The organism is Massilia sp. ST3, from assembly GCF_018119405.1.
In the GTDB taxonomy this organism is placed as follows: Bacteria; Pseudomonadota; Gammaproteobacteria; order Burkholderiales; family Burkholderiaceae_D; genus Telluria.
The window spans coordinates 12,781-36,403 of record NZ_JAGPWC010000036.1; the positions used below are offsets into that span (position 1 = coordinate 12,781).

Annotated in this window: 25 protein-coding genes and 1 riboswitch; of the genes, 15 read left to right on the forward strand and 10 right to left on the reverse strand. The window is 66.3% G+C overall.

Annotation, left to right across the window (positions count from 1 at the left end; all coding sequences use genetic code 11):
- Window positions 1–77: 77 nt before the first annotated feature.
- Window positions 78–1,163, reverse strand: a complete 1,086-nt coding sequence (locus KBW98_RS13810) for a M35 family metallo-endopeptidase (protein WP_211520726.1) — start codon at window positions 1,161–1,163, stop codon at window positions 78–80.
- Between the two features lie 311 nt (window positions 1,164–1,474).
- Here KBW98_RS13810 and KBW98_RS13815 point away from each other — a divergent pair, with 311 nt between their 5' ends.
- Complete coding sequence (locus KBW98_RS13815) at window positions 1,475–4,051, forward strand: EAL domain-containing protein (protein ID WP_211520727.1); 2,577 nt, start codon at window positions 1,475–1,477, stop codon at window positions 4,049–4,051.
- Between the two features lie 35 nt (window positions 4,052–4,086).
- Here the strand turns inward: KBW98_RS13815 and KBW98_RS13820 are convergent, their stop codons facing one another.
- The 4 genes from KBW98_RS13820 to KBW98_RS13835 form a co-directional block, all read right to left on the reverse strand.
- Window positions 4,087–6,498, reverse strand: a complete 2,412-nt coding sequence (locus tag KBW98_RS13820) for an ATP-binding protein (RefSeq protein WP_211520728.1) — start codon at window positions 6,496–6,498, stop codon at window positions 4,087–4,089.
- A 64-nt stretch (window positions 6,499–6,562) separates the two neighbouring features.
- On the reverse strand, window positions 6,563–7,165 hold the full coding sequence (locus KBW98_RS13825) for a C39 family peptidase (protein ID WP_211520729.1): 603 nt from the start codon (window positions 7,163–7,165) through the stop codon (window positions 6,563–6,565).
- Window positions 7,166–7,203: 38 nt separating this feature from the next.
- A complete protein-coding gene (locus KBW98_RS13830; RefSeq protein WP_211520730.1) occupies window positions 7,204–7,938 on the reverse strand; it encodes a hypothetical protein in 735 nt (244 codons plus the stop codon).
- A 425-nt stretch (window positions 7,939–8,363) separates the two neighbouring features.
- Window positions 8,364–8,454: riboswitch (glycine riboswitch) on the reverse strand.
- 99 nt (window positions 8,455–8,553) lie between these two features.
- The gene (locus KBW98_RS13835; protein ID WP_211520731.1) at window positions 8,554–8,982 is read right to left on the reverse strand and encodes a hypothetical protein; all 429 of its coding nucleotides are present in this window, start codon (window positions 8,980–8,982) and stop codon (window positions 8,554–8,556) included.
- A 214-nt stretch (window positions 8,983–9,196) separates the two neighbouring features.
- On the opposite strand from KBW98_RS13835, the gene KBW98_RS13840 reads away from it, so the two are divergent.
- From KBW98_RS13840 to KBW98_RS13855, 4 genes are all read left to right on the forward strand, one after another.
- Complete coding sequence (locus KBW98_RS13840; protein ID WP_211520732.1) at window positions 9,197–9,790, forward strand: hypothetical protein; 594 nt, start codon at window positions 9,197–9,199, stop codon at window positions 9,788–9,790.
- A gap of 83 nt (window positions 9,791–9,873) precedes the next feature.
- A complete protein-coding gene (locus tag KBW98_RS13845; protein ID WP_307727599.1) occupies window positions 9,874–10,452 on the forward strand; it encodes a DinB family protein in 579 nt (192 codons plus the stop codon).
- Complete coding sequence (locus KBW98_RS13850) at window positions 10,445–10,822, forward strand: hypothetical protein (protein ID WP_211520733.1); 378 nt, start codon at window positions 10,445–10,447, stop codon at window positions 10,820–10,822. The genes KBW98_RS13845 and KBW98_RS13850 overlap by 8 nt, the downstream gene beginning before the upstream one ends.
- A gap of 131 nt (window positions 10,823–10,953) precedes the next feature.
- Window positions 10,954–11,439: a hypothetical protein gene (locus tag KBW98_RS13855; RefSeq protein WP_211520734.1), complete on the forward strand. Its 486-nt coding sequence runs from the start codon at window positions 10,954–10,956 to the stop codon at window positions 11,437–11,439.
- On the opposite strand, the gene KBW98_RS13860 is transcribed toward KBW98_RS13855, so the two are convergent.
- Together KBW98_RS13860 and htpX are read right to left on the reverse strand one after the other, a co-directional pair.
- Window positions 11,436–12,503, reverse strand: a complete 1,068-nt coding sequence (locus tag KBW98_RS13860) for an AI-2E family transporter (protein ID WP_211520735.1) — start codon at window positions 12,501–12,503, stop codon at window positions 11,436–11,438. The two genes, KBW98_RS13855 and KBW98_RS13860, sit on opposite strands and share 4 nt — an antisense overlap.
- A 39-nt stretch (window positions 12,504–12,542) precedes the next feature.
- Entirely contained in the window at window positions 12,543–13,415 is an 873-nt protein-coding gene (gene htpX, locus KBW98_RS13865; protein ID WP_211520736.1) for a protease HtpX, read from the reverse strand.
- 231 nt (window positions 13,416–13,646) lie between these two features.
- Between htpX and KBW98_RS13870 the strand changes: the two genes are divergently transcribed.
- On the forward strand, window positions 13,647–14,093 hold the full coding sequence (locus KBW98_RS13870; protein ID WP_211520737.1) for a hypothetical protein: 447 nt from the start codon (window positions 13,647–13,649) through the stop codon (window positions 14,091–14,093).
- Window positions 14,094–14,214: 121 nt separating this feature from the next.
- On the opposite strand, the gene KBW98_RS13875 is transcribed toward KBW98_RS13870, so the two are convergent.
- The 3 genes from KBW98_RS13875 to flgA all read right to left on the reverse strand — a co-directional run bounded on the left by KBW98_RS13875 (window position 14,215) and on the right by flgA (window position 15,809).
- Window positions 14,215–14,688: a flagella synthesis protein FlgN gene (locus tag KBW98_RS13875; protein ID WP_211520738.1), complete on the reverse strand. Its 474-nt coding sequence runs from the start codon at window positions 14,686–14,688 to the stop codon at window positions 14,215–14,217.
- 3 nt (window positions 14,689–14,691) lie between these two features.
- Entirely contained in the window at window positions 14,692–15,003 is a 312-nt protein-coding gene (gene flgM, locus KBW98_RS13880) for a flagellar biosynthesis anti-sigma factor FlgM (RefSeq protein WP_211520739.1), read from the reverse strand.
- Window positions 15,004–15,104: 101 nt separating this feature from the next.
- Entirely contained in the window at window positions 15,105–15,809 is a 705-nt protein-coding gene (gene flgA / locus KBW98_RS13885) for a flagellar basal body P-ring formation chaperone FlgA (RefSeq protein ID WP_211520740.1), read from the reverse strand.
- A gap of 166 nt (window positions 15,810–15,975) precedes the next feature.
- On the opposite strand from flgA, the gene flgB reads away from it, so the two are divergent.
- From flgB to flgJ, 9 genes are all read left to right on the forward strand, one after another.
- On the forward strand, window positions 15,976–16,386 hold the full coding sequence (gene flgB, locus KBW98_RS13890; protein ID WP_211520741.1) for a flagellar basal body rod protein FlgB: 411 nt from the start codon (window positions 15,976–15,978) through the stop codon (window positions 16,384–16,386).
- Window positions 16,387–16,400: 14 nt separating this feature from the next.
- Complete coding sequence (flgC, locus tag KBW98_RS13895) at window positions 16,401–16,802, forward strand: flagellar basal body rod protein FlgC (RefSeq protein ID WP_211520742.1); 402 nt, start codon at window positions 16,401–16,403, stop codon at window positions 16,800–16,802.
- Window positions 16,803–16,821: 19 nt separating this feature from the next.
- Window positions 16,822–17,529 (forward strand): flagellar hook assembly protein FlgD, encoded by a 708-nt coding sequence (locus tag KBW98_RS13900; protein WP_211520743.1) that lies wholly within the window; start codon window positions 16,822–16,824, stop codon window positions 17,527–17,529.
- 37 nt (window positions 17,530–17,566) lie between these two features.
- The gene (locus KBW98_RS13905; RefSeq protein WP_211520744.1) at window positions 17,567–19,102 is read left to right on the forward strand and encodes a flagellar hook protein FlgE; all 1,536 of its coding nucleotides are present in this window, start codon (window positions 17,567–17,569) and stop codon (window positions 19,100–19,102) included.
- A 133-nt stretch (window positions 19,103–19,235) separates the two neighbouring features.
- Window positions 19,236–19,976, forward strand: coding sequence for a flagellar basal-body rod protein FlgF (flgF, locus tag KBW98_RS13910; protein WP_211520745.1), 741 nt, complete (start codon window positions 19,236–19,238; stop codon window positions 19,974–19,976).
- 64 nt (window positions 19,977–20,040) lie between these two features.
- On the forward strand, window positions 20,041–20,823 hold the full coding sequence (flgG, locus tag KBW98_RS13915; protein ID WP_211520746.1) for a flagellar basal-body rod protein FlgG: 783 nt from the start codon (window positions 20,041–20,043) through the stop codon (window positions 20,821–20,823).
- On the forward strand, window positions 20,820–21,470 hold the full coding sequence (locus KBW98_RS13920) for a flagellar basal body L-ring protein FlgH (protein WP_211520747.1): 651 nt from the start codon (window positions 20,820–20,822) through the stop codon (window positions 21,468–21,470). The genes flgG and KBW98_RS13920 overlap by 4 nt, the downstream gene beginning before the upstream one ends.
- 17 nt (window positions 21,471–21,487) lie before the next feature.
- Window positions 21,488–22,606 carry a flagellar basal body P-ring protein FlgI gene (locus KBW98_RS13925; RefSeq protein ID WP_211520748.1) on the forward strand — a complete coding sequence of 373 codons (1,119 nt, stop codon included), beginning with the start codon at window positions 21,488–21,490 and terminating at the stop codon, window positions 22,604–22,606.
- A gap of 12 nt (window positions 22,607–22,618) precedes the next feature.
- Entirely contained in the window at window positions 22,619–23,560 is a 942-nt protein-coding gene (flgJ, locus tag KBW98_RS13930) for a flagellar assembly peptidoglycan hydrolase FlgJ (RefSeq protein ID WP_211520749.1), read from the forward strand.
- Window positions 23,561–23,623: the final 63 nt, after the last annotated feature.

Sequence of the window (23,623 nt, forward strand, 5' to 3'; positions counted from 1 at the left end):
GTTGTGACATTTTTTGCGAAATGTCAACGGAATCCGACACTCAATCGAAACACGCTTGCATTTCAAAATCCACAGTGCTAACGCTTTGACTGGACTGGCGTGTTTTCCCCGAAATACTCGTGCGAATCGGCATTGTTGACCGCCCGATCGGGCGCCGTCCGGGCCAGTTCGGCCGCGCCGGCCTGGCCATAGACGTGGTCGTCCGTGCCCGCCACGGCGTCGAAGTGGCTCATCTCGTGCACCAGGGTGCCGCCGCGCGAATCGGTGCCGGTGTTGGCGGCGCTCCAGAAGGCCTTGCAAACGTAGATCTTGTAGGGCTGGGCTGGATACACGTAGGCGAAATAGGGCTCGTCGCAGCCACAGTCGATCGCGAGCGGCCGGGTCTCGAAAGCGTCCTTGATGGCCGCGAAGTTGGCGCCCACCTTCTGGCCGCGCTGCAGATCGGGGGCGCCGAACCAGGTGGCGTAGCGCGGACCGTAGGCCTCCTTGGCGGCCAGGTAGGCATGGGCGTCGAGCGTCATCGCGCGGCCGGCGTCCACCGCCGCCACCAGTTGATCCTGCTGGGCGTTCGAGCACTGGCTGAACGCCAGGCTGCCCGTACCCGCCGCCTCGGGCGCGGCCGCGGGCGTGGCCTTGGCGCCGCGCGGCAGCCGGCCCTCGACCCAGATGCTGACCGGGCCAGAGGCCAGCTCCCCCGCCGCCGCCTGCAGCGCCAGGTCTGGCTGGGGCTGCGGCGCCGCCGGACTGCTGTAGCGCACCGTGTAGGCGCCCGTGATGTGCATTTCGTACAGCGAGGACAATTCCACGGTCTGGGTCACCGAGGCGCCCGGCTCGAGGCGCACGAAGTCGGCCGCCTGGGGCGCGGGGCGCTTGATGCGGACACCGAGATAGCGCGCCGGCTGGCCGTCGCGGCGCACCTCGAACAGGGGCGCCCGGACCCCGTCGAGCGGGGTGCGCCAGCGCAGCACGTGCTGGTCGACGCTGGAGGTATTGCTCAGGGTCACCCGCACCAGCACGTCGTCGCCGCGACCGACCGAGGGACGCGGCGCCTCGAGCTTGACGGCGATGCCGGCCTGGACCGGCTGCTGGGACTGGGCCGCTGACTGTGCCGTTGCGCAGGCCAGGACAAGGGGAAAGAGCAGGGCGCTGCGTTTGCCCGTCATGATGCCTCCTGGGGGTTGTGGTCCGCCTACTGTCCTGCCGCAATGCACCCAAGATATTGCGTCATTTCAAAACTTCAACGCCGGCCCAATTTGCGAGGAATAACCCTGCTGCCAATAAGGCAAATAAACAACAGTGCCGCGGTATTTACTCGATCTCCTCCCGGATGGTTTGCTATGATGCAACGGAGATAGCCATTTAGCCAACCATCCGTTCCGCCAACCCCGGCAGCAGGCGCTTTTCCCATGACATCCCAGACCAGACACGCAACGATGCACAATCAGGTGCGGCATGCCCGCGCGCGGAGGCGCGCATGAGGGAGGGGATGAACATGCTCGAGGCGATCGCCCGCGAGATCGGGCTCGATGGCGACGAAGTCGCGGCGCGCAAGGCCTTCCTGGAGTTCCGCGAGGCCGATATCGCCGCCCTGCGCGACGTGCACGCCATGCTCGAGCAGGAGCGCGAGCGCTTTTCAGGCGAGTTCTACGACCACCTGCTGCGCCACGCCCACACCCGCGGCATGCTCGGGGACGAAGACGCCATGCAGGCGCTGCGCCACGCGCAGTCGGACTATTTCAGCAGCCTGACCGCCGGCGAGTATGGCGAACCGTATATCCGCGAACGCCTGCGGGTCGGCGTGGCGCACCAGCGCATCGGTCTCGAACCCAAGTGGTACATCGGCGCCTACCGCAAGTACCTGTCCGAGATCGTCGACATGCTGTGGTCGCGGCTGCAGCACGAGCCGCAGCGCTGCACCGCGGCGATCGACGCCGTGCTCAAGGTCGTGTACTTCGACATGGGCCTGGCGCTGGACACCTACGCGCACGCAGCCCAGCGCAGCATGCTGCAGAACCAGAACTACCTGGAGCAGGTCATCGACGGCATGCCCGCCGGGCTGCTGGTGGTCGACGCCGACCGCCGGGTGCGCTCGATGAACCGGATGATGGCCGACCTGCTGGACGCGCCGGAAGACGCGGCCGCCGCCGGCTATCCGCTCGAGCAGCTGATTCCCGGAGAGGAGCTGGGCGAGCGCCTGGCCGAGGCACTGCGTTCCGGCGCGCCGCAGGACAACGTGCTGGTGACCCTGGACGGGCGCGCCGACGGCCTGCGCTACGTCGAGTTCAACATCCGCCGCACCCAGCAGGCGGGCGGCCAGCTGCTGCTCCTGATCGGCCAGGACGTCACCTTCCGCCGCAAGGCGCGCCTGCGCCTGCAGGAGAGCGAGGAATTCTTCCGCCTGACCTTCAACCAGGCCGCGGTCGGCATTGTCCTGCTCTCGAGCGACGGCCGCCTGCTGCGCGTGAACCGCAAGATGTCGCAGATCCTCGGCTATACCGAGGTCGAGCTGCTGCAGCGCTTCTTCCAGCAGCTCACCTGCGAGGAAGACCTGCCCGACGAGCTGGCCCTGATCCGGCGCCTGAAGGCGGGCGAGATCAACGACTACCAGCGCGAGAAGCGCCTGATGCGGCGCGACGGCACCACGGTCTGGGTCAACGTCAGCGTCTCGGTGATGCGCGACCCGCACGGCGACCAGCGCTTCATTTCGGTAGTGAAGGACATCTCGCGCCGCAAGCTGGCCGAGGAAGCGCTGCTGCGCATGGCCAACCATGACGCGCTCACCGGCCTGCCGAACCGCGCGCTGCTGCAGGACCGCCTGGCCCAGGCGATCGCGCACGCGCACCGCAACGGCAGCCAGGTGGCGGTAATGTTCATCGACCTGGACCGCTTCAAGCATGTCAACGACAGCCTTGGGCACGATGCCGGCGACCGCATGATCGTCGAGATCGCGCACCGCCTGTCCTCGACCCTGCGCGACAGCGACACCGTGGCGCGCCAGGGCGGCGACGAATTCGTGGTGGTGCTGCCCGACCTGGCCGGCGAGGAGGATGCCGCCACCGTGGCCGAGAAGCTGCTGGAAAACCTGTTCCAGCCCCTGGTCCTGTGCGGCCAGGAGGTGTTCCCGACCGGCTCGATCGGCATCGCCATGTATCCGCGCGACGGCCAGGACAGCGCCACGCTGCTCAAGAACGCCGATACCGCCATGTACCGTTCCAAGGGGCAGGGCGGCCACCACTACAGCTTCTACATGGCCGACATGGGCGCCCAGGCCTTCGAGCACCTGCGCATGGAGGGCGCCCTGCAGCGCGCCCTGCAGCGCCAGGAGTTCCTGCTGCACTACCAGCCTGTGGTGGACATCGGCAGCGGCGCCGTCAGCGGCGTCGAGGCGCTGCTGCGCTGGCAGCCGCAGGGCCAGCCCATGGTGTCGCCGGCCGACTTCATCCCGCTGGCCGAGGAGACCGGCCTGATCGTGCCGATCGGCGAATGGGTGCTGGCCACCGCCATGGAGCAGCAGGTGGCCTGGCGCCGCCAGGGCCTGCCGCCGGTGCGCATCAGCGTCAACCTGTCGGCGCGCCAGTTCCTGGGCCAGGACGTGGCTCACCAGGTGGCCATGCTGATCGCCCGCACCGGCTGCGACCCGCGCTACCTGACGCTCGAGATTACCGAGAGCGTGCTGATGGAAAACCCGGTGGCCGCCACCGAGACCATGGCGCGCCTGGCCGAGATGGGCGTGCAGCTGGCGATCGACGACTTCGGCACCGGCTACTCCAGCCTGGCGAGCCTGAAGCGCTTCCCCATCCACAGCCTCAAGATCGACCGCTCCTTCGTGATGGACCTGACCCAGGACGCGGACGACGCGGCCATCGTCAACGCCGTGATCGCGCTGGCGCATTCGATGAAGCTGAACGTGATCGCGGAAGGCGTGGAGACCGCCGAGCAGCTGGCGATCCTGTCGGCGCGCGGCTGCGACCAGATGCAGGGCTACTGCTTCTCGCGGCCGGTGTCGCCGCAGGGGATCGAGGCGCTCTTGCGGGCTGCGAAGGCGGCGTAAAGCCGAACGGCATCCTGCCGATACCCGCAAAACCGTCAGCTGGCGACTTGAGTCCGCCCCGCCGCCAGGATCTGCTTCAGCTTCTCCGGATCCATCGGCTTCACGAAGTGATGATGGAACCCCACCGAGCGTGACAGGATGCGGTCGTGCGCCTGGCCGTAGCCGGTGAGGGCGATGAACAGCGCGCCGGCGGTAACCGGGTCGGCGCGCAGGCGGCGCGCCAGTTCGTACCCGTCCATGTCCGGCAGGCCGATGTCGAGGATGAACACTTGGGGCGGGGTGCTCCGCGCGGCCTCGATCGCGTCGCGAGGGTGGGATTGCACCGACACCGCGTGGCCCTGGGCCTCGAGCAGGATCGCGAGCGACTCGGCGGCGTCGACGTTGTCGTCCACGATCATGACCCGCATCGCCGGCGCGGCGGCCGCGGCGGCGGCCTGGCCGGCTAGCGGCGTCCGTGCGCGCGCCGCATCCGCGTCGATCGACGGCAGCTCGATGGTGAAGGTGCTGCCCGCCCCGGGTCCCGCGCTCTCGACCTTGACCGTGCCGCCGTGCAGGGTGACGATGGTCCTGACCAGCGCCAGGCCGATGCCCAGCCCGCCCTGGGCGCGGTCGGGCGTGCGCTCGGCCTGGGTGAACAGCTCGAACACGTGCGGCAGCAGGCCGGCATCGATGCCGATGCCGTTGTCGCTCACGCTGATGGCGACCGTCTCGCCGCCCGCCCTGACCTCGAGGCCGATGGCGCCGCCCTGGGGCGTATACTTGGCCGCGTTGTTCAGCAGGTTGGCGACCACCTGGACCAGGCGGGTGCGGTCGCCGTGGACCATGGCCGCACCCGGCTGCGCGCGGACCGTCAGCGCATGGCGGCGCGCCTCGATCAGCGGACGCGATTGCTCGACCGCGCTGGCCACCACCGCGCCGACGTCGACGTCGTCCTTTTCCAGTTCCACCAGGCCGCGCGTGACGCGCGAGACGTCGAGCAGGTCGTCGACCAGCGACACCATGTGCTTCACCTGGCGGCTGATGACTTCACTGGCCTTGCGCGCCCGCGCGGGATCGTCGGCGCTCAGGCGCAGCATCTCGGCCGCGGTGCTGATCGGCGCCAGCGGGTTGCGCAGCTCGTGCGCCAGCATGGCCAGGAACTCGTCCTTCTTGCGGTTGGCTTCGCGCAGCTCGAGTTCGGCCTGGTAGCGCTCCGTCACATCCACCGTGACCCCGCGCATGCGCGCCGGGCGCTTCTCGGCGTCGAACTGCACCTTGCCGCGGCTGTCGAGCCAGATCTGGCGCCCGTTGTCGGGGCGGATGAAGCGCACCACTTCCTGGTAGCTGCCGGCGCCTTCCAGCGCCCGGCGGTGCGAGGCGGCGATCTTGTCGCGATCGTCCGGGTGGATGTGCTCGCGGACCGCGTCCATGGTCGTCGGCAGGAAGCCCAGCACCAGCAGGGTGTTGTCGGAGTAGGCCAGTTCGCCGCTGGCGAAGTCCCAGTCCCAGACCACCATCTTGGCCGCGTGCATGCCGTCGCGCAGCCGTTCCTCGCTCTCGCGCTGGGCCGCCTGGGCCTCGACCGCGTCGGTCACGTCGTAGCCCTGGGCAAAGATGCCGATGGTGGTGCCGTACTGGTCCTTGTAGGGCTCGTAGACCAGGTCGACGTAGCGCTGGACGATCGGGCCGCCCGGTTCGCGCTGTACCGCGATCGGCCGCGCGCGCGTGGACCAGGCCTGGCCGGTGGTGTAGACCCGGCTCAGGAATTCCTCGTAGCCCTGGCCGGCGACTTCCGGCAGCGCTTCCCACACCGCCTTGCCGACCAGCTCGCGGTGGCCGACGAGCTGGTAATAGGCTTCGTTCACCATCTCGAACACGTGCTTGGGGCCCATCAGCACGGCCACGAAGCCGGGCGCCTGGTTGAACAGGCTGCGCAGGTGCTCGCGTTCGTTGTTGAGGATGCGCGACAAGGCCTCGTGCATCTGCGCCCGGTTGAAGTTGCCGGCGTTGCTCTCGCTGGGCGGCGTGAGCTGGAGCGTGGCGACCTGCGCGTCGGCGTCGAAGCGGTACAGTTCCGTGACGTCCACCGGGTTCTGGATCACCAGCTGTGGCTTGCCGTCGTCGTCCAGCACCGGCGTGTGCACGGTGCTCCAGTAGCGTTCCTCGAAGCGGAAACCGTCGGGCGTCGGCACCTCGACCGCATAGCGCACGAAGGCAGTGGTGTCCGGCTCGCCCTTGGCCAGGGCGCGCAGCAGCGAAGCCTTGACCTCGGCGATATCGGTGGCGTCGGGATTGGCGGGATCGGCCGGGAAAGCCTCGAATACGTAGCGGCCGACGATGTCTTCCTCGGTGCGCTGGACCGAGCGCAGGTAGGCCCCGCTGGCGGCGACGATCGTCAGGTCGGGGGCCATCACCAGGTAGGGGTAGGGGGTAGCGCGAAACAGGGCTCGGTAGTCGTTCAGGTTCATGCGCCGGATTGTCGCATGGATGGCCCCATTTTCCGCTGACGCTTGCCCCCCACCCCGCCGGTCCTTACAGCGCCGGGCTGACGTTCATGCGCTGGGTATGGGTCCAGCGGTGGTCGGAGGCCGACACCGCCGAGCTGTAGGTGCGCCAGGTCTGGCCCTCGCCCGGCCACGGATCCATGATGTAGACGTAGTTCACGCCGTTATAGGTCTCGTAGCCGCGGCCGGCCATGATGTGCCCGCCGCCATTGGTCCAGCCGTAGCGGATCACGAACGGGCGGTTGGCATTGATGTCGGCCACCACGCTGTTCCACGACGAGGCCACGCTGTAGGCGGTGTTCGGGACTCCCCATGCGGCCAGGATGTTCTGCACGCTGCCGCCGGTGCCGTACATCGAGTTCGGCTGGTTGGCGTAGCTGTTCCAGTTGAAGGTGGTATTGCCGCAGGCGTAGTTGATGCCGAAGGCCCAGTTCACGATCTGGCACTGGCTCGGGGTCTTCTTGTACAGATTCAGGATGGCCTTGCTGCTGGCCGACCAGCACCATTGGCTGTGCTCCTGGGTGGTCAGGGGAACGTTGAGGGTGCGCCACTGGGCGAAGGCGCTCGGGGCGGCCAGGGTCAGCGCCGCGGCGGCCAGCAGGCCGCTCAGTGTCTTGTGTTTCTTGTTCATGGCTTGTCTCCGTATGCTTGGTTGTCGTTGGCGCCGTCTTAGCGGTGCTCGTCCAGGTTGCGCTTGACCGCGGCGCGCAGCGCGGGCAGCAGCGCGGCTTCGTCCGCCAGGACCGCGGTGGGACGGCCGAAAGCGTCTGCGCGCTGCAGCGGCAGCGAAGCGCGGGCCGAAAACAGGGGCGCGAAGCGCGTGCCGCCCGCGGTCTCGACTTCGAGCAGGTCGGAACGGGCCTGGTAGATGCGCAGCAGGCGCAGGTTGGAGCGGTCGGCGTTGCCGTGCACGCCGGCCAGGGCGTCGAGGTCCTTCGACAGCACCGCGCCGCCGTAGGCGACGGTCTCGAAGCGGCCCTGCTGCCCTTCCACCGTCGCCAGCCCGATCGGACGGTCGCCCAGCAGCACCACGAAGCGCCACTGGTTGGCGTGGCGCGCCATGTCCTTCATCTTGCCGCGGCCATTCAGCAGCTGGTCCGGATCGATGGTGTAGACCGGGAAACCGTAGCCGATGCGCGCCTCCTTCAGCGCACGCGGGTCCTGGACGTCGAAGGGGAAGCCTTCCGGCGCCGATCCGCGCTGCAGCTGGTGGTTGATGAACTGGCTGAGATCGCGCTGGGCGGCGGCGAGGGCGCTTGAATGCTGGGTGGCGGCCAGGCGCGCCGCGCCGGGATCGCCTGCCTGCGCCAGTGCCTGTGGACCGGCCAGGCCGAGTCCGAGGCCGAGCGCCCACGCCGCGAGCAGTGCGCGCGGCTTGCCGTGTTGCCGTTGTTGAGCTTGCATTAGTACTCTCCATAAAAATGAAAATGCGACTCCCCGCCAGTCCGAGCGGGCGTCGGTTGCTGCTGCAAAGGACACGCCACAGGCGTGCCGGACAATCTGCGGCCGCGGCGTCAGCGCCACGGCCGGCGAGATCGGCTAGGACGGCGCGGCGAGGCGGCCGTGGGAAGGGGCTGGGTAAGGAGACAGGGAAACAGGGGCGCGTTGCGCAGGCGCGCAAGGGCCCACGGCGCCGCACGCGGCGCCGGACAGGAGTTCGGTCGACATGACAATCCAGGCACAGAAAGCGTCACAAGGGAAGACCGCGCGCCATCGGCGCGTCGGCACCCCCTCTGTGCTGGACCTGAGAGATTCACAGCCGCCATTGCGGCTGTTTGCTCCTTCGGTGTGCCGCGACGACGAACTCGCGGCAACTCTTCAGAGTGTACTTCGCGGTATCGGTCCTTTTGCCTGAGAGATTCCGGGGTGGTTGCTCCTTCGGCGCCGTCGGGATAGGACAGTCTCTCCCGATACCGCGGTTGGCTGTGTGCCAACTGTCTAGACAGGATAGCCCAGGTATTTCAATAAACTCAACGGTTTTGTGCGGCCTGTTGTTTCCGCACCCGCGTGCGCCAAGATTCAGCGCGACTCGTCGTCTAGCTTGTCCGCATCGTCGTCGGTTCCCGCGCGGTTCCCCATGCCGCCATCGGTGGCCGCCGCATCGCTGGGATTGCCGCCGCCGGACATGGCGACCTCGTCTTGCTGGCGGTTCTGCTGGCCCTGGCTGCCCTCGGCCTTGTCCACTGTGCTGCCCGGCACGCGTCCGCCAGCATTGCCGTGACTCGACTGTGCTGCGCCCGCTGGGCCAACATTGCTCTCCGGCGAGGCATGGTTGAAGTTGGTGTAGCGTCCCGAGCTGGCTTCTGTGCTGCGCTGCTCGCTCTGGCCGACGCTGGAGTAGCCGGCGCTGTCATCGGCGACGAAGCCGGACGCGGGATCGGCGCTCTGGCGCAGGCCCTGCGGCGGCGGATGGTCACCCGAAGCGCGTGGTTTTCGATCACTCATCATGGTCTCCTTGGCGTAAATGATGGACAGCTTCGATCTTAGCCATTCTTGCCTGAAGCCCAATAGGAGCACGGTCCAAGGCCGCGTAGGAAGAGTCGGACGCGGCCGGAAGGGGCAGGCCAGGGGGCTTCCAAGCTTGCTTAAAAAATAGTTCCGCTCGTACACTCAAGGTATCCGGCTTTCCACCTGCGGGGAAGGCGCACACGATTTGCAAGTGATGACCTATCTCATCAACAAGACCCTGGCAAATAAATGTCGTCTACGCTGGCGAATCGTTCTTTTCGTCTGTGCCATCGTTGGCGCATTGCTGCTGCAGATGTATCGTGACCGCTTCGTGTTCTACTACGCGCAGACCACTGCCAAGGTAGCGTTGTGGTCCCTGTTGCTGTTCACCCCATTCATCCTGTATCGAATGCGGCGCGCTCCCTTGTTCGTGGCGGAACTTAAAAAGAAATATCCGACATCCTGGCTACGCGATATCGTCGTAATGCCCCTGATGGCAGCGATGGTGGCCGGCCTGCTGGTTGCTGCGCCGCTCGGGTGGGTTTTGGCGATAGCAGCATGGTCCGGAGGCGTGGTACATCATGTGGACGCCGTTGCGACCGAGGTCGGCACGTATTCGCAGCGCAAGGGTTGCGATCAGTTCGCGACCTTGCGCTTTGCATCGGTCGAGAAGGAGGTGTGCATCGCCAGCCTGTCTCCGCACTCGTCCTTGCATCCTGGGCAGTCGCTCGCGGTTGGTATCGTCAGGTTTTCGTTCGGCTTCCTGATCGTTTCGATTGCACCGGTCAAGAAGGCGGAAACGATATGACGGCCGATCGTGACGATAAGTGACTTTTCCGGAAGTTCACGATGCTATGCTGCATCAGGTGGCCGAGTCCGCCGGAAGCGGACATGACGCTTCAATTTTCAACAACGCGTGAAAGGACATCAGCGAGCATGCCTAGCCGGGAAGACCTTGGTCTATTTGCCACATATAACGCCGCGATGAATGCAAAGCTCTATGCCGCGGCGGCCGCCTTGCCCAAGGAGGCGCTGGTCGCCGACCGGGGCGCTTTTTTCGGCTCGGTACTTGGAACCCTGAATCATATTGCTGTTGGCGACACCATCTGGTTGCGCCGGTTCATGGCGCATCCCTCGGATTTACCGGCGTTGAAAGCCATGGCCGGCATTCCAGCGCCGACCGGTCTCGCTCACATGATCTGCGACGATCTGCAATCGCTGTGGGAGTATCGCAGGCGACTCGATGCGATCATCCTGGCACTGGCGGCAGAGGTCTCGGACAATGACCTGGAGCAGCCGCTCCGGTACAGGAATGCGCGTGGCGACTTTCAGAAGCGCTTCGGGACCTTGCTGCTACACCTGTTCAACCACCAGACACACCACCGCGGCCAGGTAAGCACCCTGCTGTCACAGTCGGGGCTCGATATCGGCGTCACTGATCTGCTCGAGTGGATACCAGACCATGCATAAGGTGGCAGGAAAGCGTGAGTTGAGAAAAGGGGGTTTTCGCATCGGGCCTGTTGTCGCGTCCTGCCTGATCGCAGCCGCCTTCACCTACCTTTCGCTCGCGGTTCCGGGGCGTGTCAGCGCGGTATGCTCCAACGTGGACACACCCGTCTATTGCCCGGTGCTGGCCTATGGTTTTCCGCTGCCGTTTCTCGCGGACAGCCAAGGGGTCTCGCCGCTCGGATCGGTGGCGCGCGACCCCTTGTCCCTGCTGATCGGCCTGGATGACATCCTGTGGCCGCGGCTGGGTCTGTCGTTCCTGTTCTGGATGCTGCTCGTCCTGGGTGGCCGGTTCGCCTGGCGGCGCTGGAAGCGGGTTCGCCACGGCGTGTGAGCCGGTCGCGGAAACCTGGGTGGCGACACGGCGGGGCGAGCCGAACTACAGTCGAGTGGCGTTCCCGACGCGGGCGGCCCTGCAAGCCGCGCCGCCCCGGGCCATTTCCACTTGCACAGGAGTCCGTCACGATGAATTTCCGCAGCCTGCTTTCCTCCGCGCTGATCGGCGCCGTCGCCAGCGCACGATCGATGACCCCGATGGCCACGCTCGCCGCGGCGCGCATGGCGCACCGTCGCACCCCTGGTGAGCTCGTGCTCCTGGATCGTCCCTTGTTCAAGTACGGCGCCCTGGCGATGGGGGCAGGGGAGCTGCTGGGCGACAAGATGAAATCCGCGCCCGACCGCACTGTGTTCCTGGGACTGCTGGCGCGCGTCATGAGCGCCGGCATCGCGGGCGCGGCGCTGGCTGCCCCAGGACGCGAGAAGGCCGGTGCGGCGGTCGCCGTCGCCACCGCCGTGCCGCTGGCCTACCTGACCCTGGCCGGACGCAAGCGCGCCATGGCGCGCATCGGCCAGACCCGCAGTGGATTGATCGAGGATGCGCTGATCGTGGCCGCGGGCTCGGCGGTGGTGGCCATGTCGACGCGGCCGCGGCTGGGCCAGGCGCGGGCCTAGCCGATCCGTTCGAGCTTCTCGGCCGCCGGCGCGGGCTGCGGCGCCGCGTCGCGGCTGTCGCGCAGCCAGGCGAACAGCACCGCCATCATGAACGGCCCCACGAACAGGCCGATCACGCCCATGGTCGAGACGCCTCCCAGCAGGCCGAACAGCACCGCCAGGAAGGGCAGGTTGACGCGCTTGCCGATCAGCTTGGGGCGAATGAACTTGTCCACCATGAACAGTTCCACCGCCCCCCAGCTGAACAGCCCGAGGGCCGCGCCCGCATGGCCCTGTCCCAGCAGCAGGAGCGAGACCATCGTGAAGGACAGCGGTGCGCCGCCCGGAATCAGGGCCAGGTAGCCGGTGATCACCCCCAGCAGCGCCGGCGCGGGCGCCCCGGCGATCGCATAGGCGATACCCAGCACCACGCCTTCCAGCACGGCGATCGAGCACAGGCCCAGGGCCGTGCCGCGCACCGACAGCGGCAGGATGGCGCGCAAGCGCGGGTAATGGGCGGGCAGCAGGCGCTCGCCGGCGCCGTCGACGTAGCGCACCACGGCCGGGCCGTGCAGGTAGAGCACGAACAGGGTCAGCAGGGTCAGGAACAGGTAGAGGGCATTGGCCAGGATGGTCGAGCCCCAGATGCGCGCCGCGCCGGTGAGCTGGGGCATGAAGTCGCCCAGCCCGCTCTGGATCAGGGTGCGCAGGCCACCCGGCACCGCCAGGTGCTCGTTCCACCACTTGACCGCCGGCTCGGCGATGAGCGGCAGGCGGTACAGCCAGGCGGGCGCCGCCACCCCAGTGAGGTTGAGATTGGTGAGCAGGCGCTCCAGGCCCGCCAGCTCGTTGGTGAGGGCGTTGAACAGCAGGATCGAAGGGCCGACGAAGCTCACCAGCAGCGCCACCAGCAGGGTGGTGGCGCTGGCCAGCGGAGGCCAGCCGCGGCGCAGCAAGAGCTGGTGCAGCGGCCAGGTGATCACCGCCAGCAGCCCGGCCCAGGCGAGCGAGCCCAGGAAGTGCTGCAGCAGGAAGGCCAGCGCCGCGGCAAACAGTACTGGCAACAACAGTGGAGCGTACCGCATACCTGGTTCCTGGCCTCGTCAATGTGTCTTGCTTGTCTTTTATGCGCGTTGCAGGGCGGCGATACGGTCTTCGCACGACGGATGGCTGCTCAGCAGCGACATCATACCGCCTCCGGCGATGCCCGAGGCGGCCATGTTCTTCGGCAGGCCGCCTTGCGCAATGCCGCCGAGGCGGGCCAGCGCGTTGATCATCGGGCGCGGCGTGCCCAGGATGCGGGCGGCCCCAAGGTCGGCGCGGTATTCGCGCTGGCGCGAGAACCAGGCCACGATGACGCTGGCCAGGATGCCGAACAGGATGTCGCAGACGATCGCCGTAATGGTAAAGGCAATCCCCGGGCCCGTGTTTTCCTCACCCTCCTTGCGCAAGGCCTGGTCGACGAACCAGGCGACCACGCGCGCCAGGAAGATCACGAAGGTGTTGACCACGCCCTGGATCAGGGTGAGGGTGACCATGTCGCCGTTGGCGATGTGGGCCACCTCGTGGGCCAGCACGGCTTCGACTTCCTCCTGGGTCATCGATTCCAGCAGGCCGGTCGACACCGCGACCAGCGACGAATTCTTGGTGGCGCCGGTAGCGAAGGCGTTCGGCTCGCCGTGGTAGACGGCGACTTCCGGCATGGCGATGCCGGCGCGCTGGGCCTGGGCCGCGACGGTGTTCACCAGCCACTGCTCGGTCGAGTTGGACGGGTGTTCGATCACGCGCGCGCCGGTCGACCACTTGGCGATCGGCTTGGACATCCACAGCGAGATAAAGGCGCCGCCAAAGCCCATCAGGGCGGCGAAGCCGAGCAGCATGCCGAAGTTCAGGCCGTTCGCGCTCAGGTATTTGTTCACACCCAGCACGCTGGCGGTGATGCTCAGCACCAGCATGATGGCGAAGTTAGTGGCGATAAAGAGAAGTATGCGTTTCATGTTCGTATCCAGTCTTGTTTTTGATGGCAAGGCGGTATTGCCGATGTGAAAGGATACGGTAGGCGAAACATCTGGAAAAGCGAAGTTTTTTGAAGGATTTCTTCGAAAAAAAAGGAAGTTAAGAGGCGGCGTGGGCTTCACACCACGCAGGGGGGATTCGTCGCCGGCCACGGTTTGCAGGCCGTGGCCGCTCCTATAATTCGGGCACAACAATCACTACCGGGAATGACCATGAAAGCCAGCCGTATTGCCGCCTCCCTGCTCGTCGCGCTCTCCCTCTGCGCGGCGCCCGCCTTTGCCGCCGATCCTGAAGAACACTTCCTGCTGACCCCGGCGCTGCTGGCCAAGATCAAGGCCGCCGCTCCCGAGCTCAAGAAGCTGGAAAAGGATGAGGACGAGAAGGACGATGGGAAAGACCAGTTGTCGGTCGACGATTATGTGAAGGCCATCAATGCCGAGCCGCGCGCCAGGGCGGTGCTGGCCAAACATGGCCTGGGCGTGCGCGATTTTGCACTGAGCACCTTCGCGCTGGTGCATGCCGGGATGTTCGTGGGCATGGAGCCGATGATGAACAAGAAACAGGCGGCCGAGATGCTGGGCGGGTTCACCAAGGAGCAGAAGGCGAATATCGCGCTGCTGCGCAAGATGGGGCCGGAGGCGTATACGCTGGCGCGCTGATTCCGATTTCGCGCACGGGCCGGAAAACGTGGTTTGAACGCGTGGGCGGGAAACCCGCCCACCCTACGCGTCAACAAAAATGGCCGCTGCTGCGGCCATTGTCGTTGGAAGCGGATCCGGCTCAGCCGATCACGTAGCGCTTCGAAGGACCCGCTCCCAGGGTCTGCCCGGTCGCGCCATACACCATGCCGGCCGCGGCGCCGCCCGTCGGGGTGCGCAAGGCGTTCAGCACGCCCTGGTTGTGCGCCAACTGCTTGTTGATCAGCATGCCGTTGACGCGGTTGAGTTCCTTGGCGTCGCGCGAAGCCTGCAGCAGCTGTTCCCACTGGCCGCGCACCTCGGGATTGCCGGCCACCGCCAGCCAGGGCTCCATGCCCGCTTCCGAGCCTTCGCATCCGGCCGCGCTGAGGGCGGCATGGCGCTGCCTGGAGAGCGCCGCCAGTCCGGTCAGCAGCGCATTTTTCTTTGGAGTAAGTTCCGCCAGCCCATCGGCGTCGAGCGCTACCAGCAACTGCTGTTCCTGTTTCATCAGCTCCACGAGGGAGGCGACGTGTTGGTGTTCGGAGGCGAGAGTGTGGTGCGGGCTGGAGGTCATGGATTATCGCTTGCGTGAATGCAGCAAGTCGCGCACGGTCTCGAGGAGACCGTCGGCGACTTTCTCTGAGTTGACTTGGAACTGGCCATCGGCGATGGCCGCCTTGATGCGCTCGACTTTCTTGGTGTCGAATACCTGGTTGTTGCCGCCGACGGCATTCGCCATCGCCTGGCCCTGCGAGGACAGGCGCACGCTGTCCGTCTGCGCCGGGGTCGGGGCAGTGCTGGCGGCCTTCTCGGCGCCACGCGCATTGTTGGTTTGCGTGGTCGCCGGCTGGAGGCCGGGGTTGTTCTTGAGAGTATCGTTGATTTTCACAGCATCATCCTTCTCTGTTCGGAGCGGAAACTCCGGGATCTGTCTGTTTATCGGCAGCGATGCCGCAAACTTTAGCGCAGAAAAGGGCTTTAGATGGTTTGTTACAAAACGACTTCGACCAGGCCGCCCATGCGCGCCGTGCCGCTCACCACCGTGCCCGACTGGGTGCGCACTTGCACCACCTGGCCTTCGCCGGCACTGGCGATCGCCTTGGCTTCCGCCGACACCGAGAAGTTCGCGCCGCGCGATACCAGGCGTACGGCCTGGCCCTGCTGGACCACCGGCTTGCTGCGCAGGGTATCGCCGCGCAGGGCAGTGCCGGCAGGCAACGAAATAGTGGGGGTGCGGCCGATCGCCTGGGCCATGTCGGTCAGGATGCCGTTCGGCATGGCGGCGATATCGCCTTTCATCAGTACCAGCTGACCCTGCTCGACCGGCTGGCCCTGGGCCAGGGGCACGGCGGCCGCCACGTAGTCGGCCAGCACGCTGACCTGGGCCTGGATATAGACGGTCCAGGCCGTGGGGGCGGTGCAGCGCACGCCCACCGTTGTTTTTCCCCACGGACGCGCGCCGGGCTGCTGGAAGGCTTCCGGCGCCGGGCAGTGCGCCAGGCTCATGCGCTGGTCGACCGCCCCCACCTTGACCGTCACCTGGCCCGGCATGCCCGCGCTCTGGGTCTGCAGGTATTGCTCGACCACGCCGCGCAGGGCGGACAGGTTCTGGCGCTGGGCCGTGGGCTGCTGCTGCGCCTGGGCGCAGGCGAAGGGCAGGGCGAGGAGCAGCATGGCGGCAAACTGTCGTTTCATGGGAAAACACCTGGATGGGAAACCGGGAATGCTGCCATCTTAGGGGTGATGATTCCGTAGCGAAACTTTGAATAGCCGGGTTTTGCCCATCTTTCTCCTTCGATTGCCCGGCTGGACTGATCCGTATGATCGGTGCTGTCCCAACAAGAATCTGCCTGGAGGCGGCATGATCGGCAAAATCGACGACTACCTGCGTTTTCATGAATCGGCCCTGTCCCTGCGCGCCCAGCGCCAGGAATTGCTGGCGTCGAACATCGCCAACGCCGACACGCCGAACTACAAGGCGCGCGACATCGACTTTTCCAGCGCCCTGCAGGGCGCGCTGGCCGGCCGCCAGGGCGGCCTGGCGACCACCGCCCAGGGCCACCTGGCGCGCGGCCAGGCCACCGGCGACACCCTGGCCAACGGCACCCCGGTCCAGTACCGCGGCGTGGTCCAGGGCAGCGTCGACGGCAACACGGTCGACATGGACGTCGAGCGCAACCAGTTCGCCGACAACGCGCTGCGCTACGAGGCCGGCATCACGATGATCAACCACCAGATCAAGGGCCTGCTCGCGGCCATCCAGGGCCAATAAGAAGGTAATTCATCATGTCGCTCTTCAATATCTTCAACGTATCGGGCTCGGCGATGAGCGCCCAGGCCCAGCGCCTGAATACCACCGCCAGCAACCTGGCCAACGCCGACAGCGCCACCAGCGCCACCGGGGAAGCCTACCGCGCCAAGGCGGTGGTGTTCGAATCGGTGCCCACCGCCTCCGGCGCCACCGGCGTGCGGGTGCGCGAAGTGGTCGAGGACCAGTCGCCCATGAAGCAGGTGTACGACCCCAAGCATCCGCTGGCCGACGACAAGGGCTATGTGACGATGCCGAACGTGAACGTGGTCGACGAGATGGTCAACATGCTGTCGGCCTCGCGTTCCTACCAGACCAACGTCGAGACCATGAACGCGGCCAAGACCATGCTGCTCAAGACCCTGACCCTGGGCCAATAACGTTTCCTGACCATCCACCATGACCACCGTTAATACCAACAGCACCGCGACCACAGTCAACGACCTGATGTCGACGATGAACGCGAAGCCCAAGGAAGTCGACAGCGTCCAGGCCGATACCGACAAATTCATGACCCTCTTGGTCACCCAGCTGAAGAACCAGGATCCGCTGAATCCCCTCGACAACGCCCAGGTGACCAGCCAGCTGGCCCAGCTGTCGACCGTGACCGGCGTGAACAAGCTGAACGCGACCCTGGAAACCCTGAAGTCGAGCTACCAGTCCTCGGAAGCGATGCAGGCGACTGGCCTGATCGGCCATGGCGTGCTGGTCGAAGGCAAGGATGTGCAGCTCTCCGGCGGCAAGGCGATCCTGGGCGCCGAACTGGCCAGCCCGGCCGACAAGGTCCAGCTGGTCGTCAGCGACTCGACCGGCAAGGAAGTCGCCGTGATCGACCTGGGTCCGCAGGAAGCCGGCATCGTCCCGGTGGCATGGGATGGCGTGCCCGACCCCGAGAAGCTCGGCGCCGACGGCAAGCCGCTGACCCTGGCCGACGGCAAGTACAGCTTCAAGGTCGTCGCCACCCGCGCCGGCGAGGAACTCGACGATGCCAAGGGTCTGGCCTTCGACAGCGTTGCCAGCGTCACCACCAATTCCAAGGACGGCGTCAAGCTCAACCTGCCCGGCAAGGGCGCGGTAGCGATGTCCGACATCAAACAAGTGCTGTAAGCAAGCCGCTTACCAAACTAACTAGCAGGAGAACGACATGTCTTTCCAACAGGGCCTGAGCGGCTTGAACGGCGCAGCAAAATCGCTGGACGTCATCGGTAACAACATCGCCAACGCGAGCACGGTCGGTTTCAAGGGCTCGACCACCCAGTTCGCCGACGTCTACGCCAACTCGCTGAACGGCGCGGGCGGCAACTCGGCCGGTATCGGCGTCAAGGTTGCCTCCATCGCCCAGCAATTCACCCAGGGTAATGTCGAAGCATCGAACAACCCGCTCGACATCGCCATCAACGGCGCCGGCTTCTTCCGCGTCGAAGCGGCGGGCGTGGTGCAGTATTCGCGCAACGGCCAGTTCCAGCTCGACAAGAACGGCTTCCTGATCAATGCCCAGGGCGCCAAGCTGACCGGCTACGGCCTGAACGCGACCGGCCAGCTGTCGGCCGGCGCCCCGGTGCCGCTGCAGATCGACACCGCCGACCTGGATCCGGTCCAGACCTCGGACGTGGACATCCAGCTGAACCTGGATTCGCGCACCCAGCCGCCGGTGAATTCGCCTTTCGACGCCAACGACCCGACCACCTACAACAAGCAGACCCCGATGAGCGTGTACGACACGCTGGGCAATCCGCACGTGCTGTCGACCTACTACGTCAAGAACGGCGCCGGCAGCTGGGACGTGTACGCCGCCAACGACGGCACCGAGGTGACCGCCCTGAACGTGGCCGGCGCCGCCACCGGCACCGGCGCCGCCTTCACCGCGGTGAACACCGCGCGCGCCAACTGGGAAGCCGCGACCCGCGCCGTGCCGCCGGTCCCGGCCACCATCAGCGCCGCGCTGAGCGCCTACGCCGCCGCCGCGTCAGGCATGGTCGTGACCGCCGCCGGCACCGCCGGCGCCACCGCAGCGAACCAGACCGAGATCTCGACCGCGGCCACCAATGCCGCCGCCGTCCCGGGCACCACGCCGGACGAGATCGACGCCGCCATGGCCAAGGCGATCCGCGTGCCGGCCGTGCGCGTCGGCCAGTTGAATTTCGACACCAACGGGGCGCTGAACCTGGCGACCACCGGCACCGCCGGTAAGTTCAACGTCACCCTGCCGATCATCCCCTCGACCGGCGCCGAGCTGACCCTGCCGATGGAAATCGACTATGCCGGCACCACCCAGTACGGCAGCCCGACCAGCGAGAAGAAGCTGGTGCAGGACGGCTACAAGGCCGGCACCCTGCAGCGCTTCACCGCGGGCGCCGACGGCGTGATCCTGGGCCAGTACAGCAACGGCCAGACCAAGCCGCTGGGCCAGGTGGTGCTCGCCAACTTCACCAACCCGAACGGCCTCGAGCCGCTGGGCAACAACACCTGGGCCGAATCGTCGAACTCGGGCGTGCCCCTGGTCGGCACCCCGAACACGGGCGGCATGGGTGTGCTGCAGTCGTCGGCGGTGGAAGCCTCGAACGTCGACCTGACGGCCGAGCTGGTCAACATGATCACGGCGCAGCGCGTGTACCAGGCGAATGCGCAGACCATCAAGACGCAGGATTCGGTGCTGCAGACCTTGGTGAACCTGCGTTAATGCCGGCGTAGCTTGAGCGCGTCGGCGGCGGAGCCGCCAACCCTACGGCGTATCGGTATCGTAGGGTCGGCGGGTCTCCCGCCGACGCGTTCAACGAACCGTCGCACAGAAGCAAAGCAAAAAGGACAAGGAAATGGACCGCCTGATCTACACCGCCGCCTCCGGCGCCAAGCACATCCTCGAGCAGCAGGCCACCACCTCGAACAACCTGGCCAACGTCAACACGACGGGTTTCCGCGCGCAGCTCGACATCTTCCGCGCCGCCCCGGTCCAGGGCCCGGGCCTGCCGACGCGCGCCTTCGTGCTCGACTCGACCGCCGGCCACGACTTCACGGCCGGCCCGCTGCAGGTCACCGGGCGCGACCTCGACGTGGCGATCAAGGGCGAAGGCTGGATCGCGGTCCAGATGGCGGACGGCACCGAAGCCTATACCCGCAACGGTTCCCTGCAGATGAGCCCGAACGGCCTGCTGCAGACGGCTTCCGGCAATACCATCGCGGGCGAGGGCGGTCCGATCACGATTCCGCCCGACGCCACCGTCACCGTGGGCGCGGACGGCACCATCTCGACCATCTCGAATACCGACCAGCCGGCCGCGCCGGCCGTGCTCGGCCGCCTGAAGCTGGTCAATCCGCCCACCGGCGACCTGGTGAAGGGCGACGACGGCCTGTTCCGCCTGAAGGACGGCGCCGCCGCCCCGATGGACCCGGCCGTGCGCGTCGCCGGCGGCGCCCTGGAAGGCTCGAACGTGAGCGCGGTCGATTCCATGGTGCAGATGATCTCTTTGGCACGTTCCTTCGAAACCCAAATGAGCCTGCTGAAGAACGCCGAGAATAACGCCGCGAAAGCCACCCAGATCCTCGCTTTGAATTGATAGTTGCTGCAGCATAATTCTCCTGTACGTGGCGGACTTCGTCCGTCACCCTTAGGAGAATTCCATGATCCGTTCGCTGTTTATCGCCAAGACCGGCCTCGAAGCGCAGCAGACCAACCTCGACGTCATCACCAACAACCTCGCCAACGTCAGCACCAACGGCTTCAAGCGTTCGCGTGCGGTGTTCGAGGACCTGCTGTACCAGAACGTGCGCCAGCCCGGCGCGCAATCCTCGCAGCAGACCAACCTGCCTTCGGGCCTGCAGATCGGTACCGGTGTGCGCACCGTCGCCACCGAGCGCATCTTCACCCAGGGTAACCCCCAGCTGACCGGCAACTCCAAGGACGTCATGGTCAACGGCTCGGGCTTCTTCCCGGTGCTGCTGCCGGACGGTACCCAGGCCTATACCCGCGACGGCTCCTTCCAGACCGATGCCAACGGCCAGCTGGTCACCTCCAGCGGCTTCGTGGTGCAGCCGGCCATCACCATTCCGTCGAACGCCGAATCGATCACCGTCGGCCGCGACGGCACCGTCTCCGTCAAGCTGCCCGGCGCCGTGGCCCCGACCCAGGTCGGCTCGCTCCAGCTCGCCACCTTCGTGAACCCGGCCGGCCTGGAATCGCGCGGCGAGAACCTCTACGTCGAGACCGGCGCGTCGGGCAACCCGAACCTGAACGTGCCCGGCACCAACGGCGCCGGCGTGCTGATGCAGGGCTATGTCGAATCATCGAACGTCAACGTGGTCGAGGAAATGGTCAACATGATCCAGACCCAGCGCGCCTACGAGATCAACAGCAAGGCGATCACCACTTCCGACCAGATGCTGCAGAAACTGTCCCAGTTATGAAATCGCTTATTTGTTCCTTTGCTGCGCTGCTGGCCCTGGCCGGCTGCGCCACCGCCCCCAGCTCCATCGTGCAAGGCCCGACCAGCGCGCGTCCGATGCTGGTCGAGACCGCGCCGCCGACCTCGGGCGCGATCTACAACGCCAACAGCTACCGTCCGATGTTCGAGGACCGCCGCGCGCGCCATATCGGCGACCTCCTGACCATCAACATCAGCGAGCGCACCTCGGCCAACAAGGCAGGCGCCAGCTCGGGCAACAAGAACGGCAGCGCCAGCTTCGCGGCGCCGGGCGTCCTGCAGTCTGCGATCGGCGCCAGCGTGGCGCTGGAGTCGGAAGCCAAGTTCTCGGACGGCGACAAGCAGAGCGCCTCGAACGACTTCACCGGCACCCTGGGCGTGACCGTCACCGAGGTGCTCCCGAACGGCAACCTGATCGTGGCCGGCGAAAAGCAGATTTCCATGAACAAGGGCGTCGAATTCATCCGTTTCTCGGGCATGGTCAGCCCCGACACCATCCAGCCGGGCAACATCGTCTCGTCGACGGTGGTGGCCGACGCCCGTGTCGAGTACCGCACCAACAGCCGGATCGACCGCGCCGAGGTCAACTCGATGCTGTCGCGCTTCTTCCTGTCGATGCTGCCGTTCTAAACGTCTTTTTATACGCCATGCGCAAGTTCACTTCCTTCCTCCTGCTGTCCGCCACCGTCCTGGTCACCGCCCTCGGCATCGCGCCGCCGGCCCAGGCCGAACGCCTGAAGGACCTGGCCAGCATCGCCGGCGTCCGCCAGAACCAGTTGTCCGGCTACGGCATCGTGGTCGGCCTGGACGGCACCGGCGACCAGACCAGCCAGACCCCGTTCACCGTGCAGTCGATCCAGGCGATGCTGCAGCAGAAGGGCGTGAACCTGCCGCGCGGCACCCAGCTGCAGCTGAAGAACGTGGCCGCCGTCATGGTCACCGCCTCGCTGCCGGCCTTCGCCCAGCCGGGCCAGACCATCGACATCACCGTGTCCTCGATCGGTAATGCGAAAAGCCTGCGCGGCGGCACCCTGCTCATGACGCCGCTGCACGGCGCCGATGGCCAGGTGTACGCGATGGGCCAGGGCAACCTGGTGGTCGGCGGCGTCGGCGCACAGGCCGGCGGCGCGCAAGTCCAGGTCAACCACCTGGCGGTGGGCAAGATCTCGGGCGGCGCCACCGTCGAGCGCGCCGTCGCCTCGAACCTGGGCGAGAACAACCAGATCCGCCTGGAGCTGAAGGAAACCGATTTCTCGACCGCCGCGCGCGTGGTCGAAGCTGTCAACGACCAGTTCGGCGCCGGCGTGGCGACTGCCCTCGATGGCCGCGTGATCCGTGTGCGCACCCCGTCCTCGAGCGACCAGCGCGTGGCCTTCCTGGGCATGCTGGAACAGATCGACATCAAACCTTCGTCGGCTTCGGCGAAGGTGATCTTGAACGCCCGCACCGGCTCGGTGGTGATGAACCAGGCCGTGATGCTGGACAACTGCGCGATCTCGCACGGCAACCTGTCGGTGACCATTGGCGCCGACACCAATGTCAGCCAGCCGGCCCCGGGTTCGCGCGGCGCCACCGTCGTGACCCAGAATCCTTCGGTCGAGATCAAGAAGGATCCGGGCAAGGTCCTGATGGTGAAGGGCGGCGCTTCGCTGGCCGAAGTCGTCAAGGCCATGAATTCGATCGGCGCCACGCCGCAAGACCTGCTGGCCATCCTGCAGGCCCTGAAGGCCTCCGGCTCGCTGCGCGCCGACCTCGAGATCATCTAAGGAAGACCCGTCATGATCGCCTCGAACAAATCCGACCTGAGCACCAAGTTCGCCCTCGACACCAAGGGCTTGAGTGAACTCAAGCAGGGCGCGAAGGCCGGTTCGCCGGGCGCGCTGAAGGAAGCGGCCACCCAGTTCGAGTCGATGTTCATCAACATGATGATGAAGAGCATGCGCGACGCCACCCCGCAAGAGGGCATGCTCGACAACCAGCAGACCAAGATGTTCACCGGCATGCTGGACCAGCAGATGAGCCAGAACCTGGCCAAGCGCGGCATGGGCCTGGCCGACGTGCTGACCCGCCAGCTGGGCGCCCAGAACATGGGCCAGCAGGCGCTGGCGATCGGCGGCGAAGGCAATGCCACGACCTCCGGCAACGCGATGCCGACCCCGATGGACGCGGCCACCATGATCAAGACCGGCGCCGCCCCGGCCGGCGTGCCTTCGGCCGGCGCGCCGCCGCTGCCCCTGACCACGGCGAGCGGCCGCATCCAGGCGCCGCACGTGCGCTCGTTCCAGGAAAAGCTGCACGTCCACGCGGCCGAGGCCGAACGCGCCACCGGCGTGCCGGCCAAGTTCATGCTCGGCCAGGCGGCGCTGGAAAGCGGCTGGGGCAAGCGCATGATCCGCAATGCCGACGGCAGCAACAGCCACAACCTGTTCGGCATCAAGGCCGGCCCTGGCTGGAAAGGCAAGGTTGCCACTTCGGTCACGACCGAGTATATCAACGGCCGTCCGCACACCAAGGTCGAGAAGTTCCGCGCCTACGACTCGCCGGCGGAGTCGTTCAAGGACTACGCCAACATGCTGGCCAAGAATCCGCGCTATGAAAAAGTGCTGGCCAGCGGCGGCGATGCGGCCGCCTTCGCCCATGGCCTGCAGCGCGCCGGTTATGCGACCGACCCGCACTACGCCACCAAGCTGACCCGCATCATCAAGAATTCGCTGGCCTGACCGGACCGATGTTGATCGACGATCCATCAAGTTTCCGAAAAAGCTGCCGTCAACGTAGAGAGT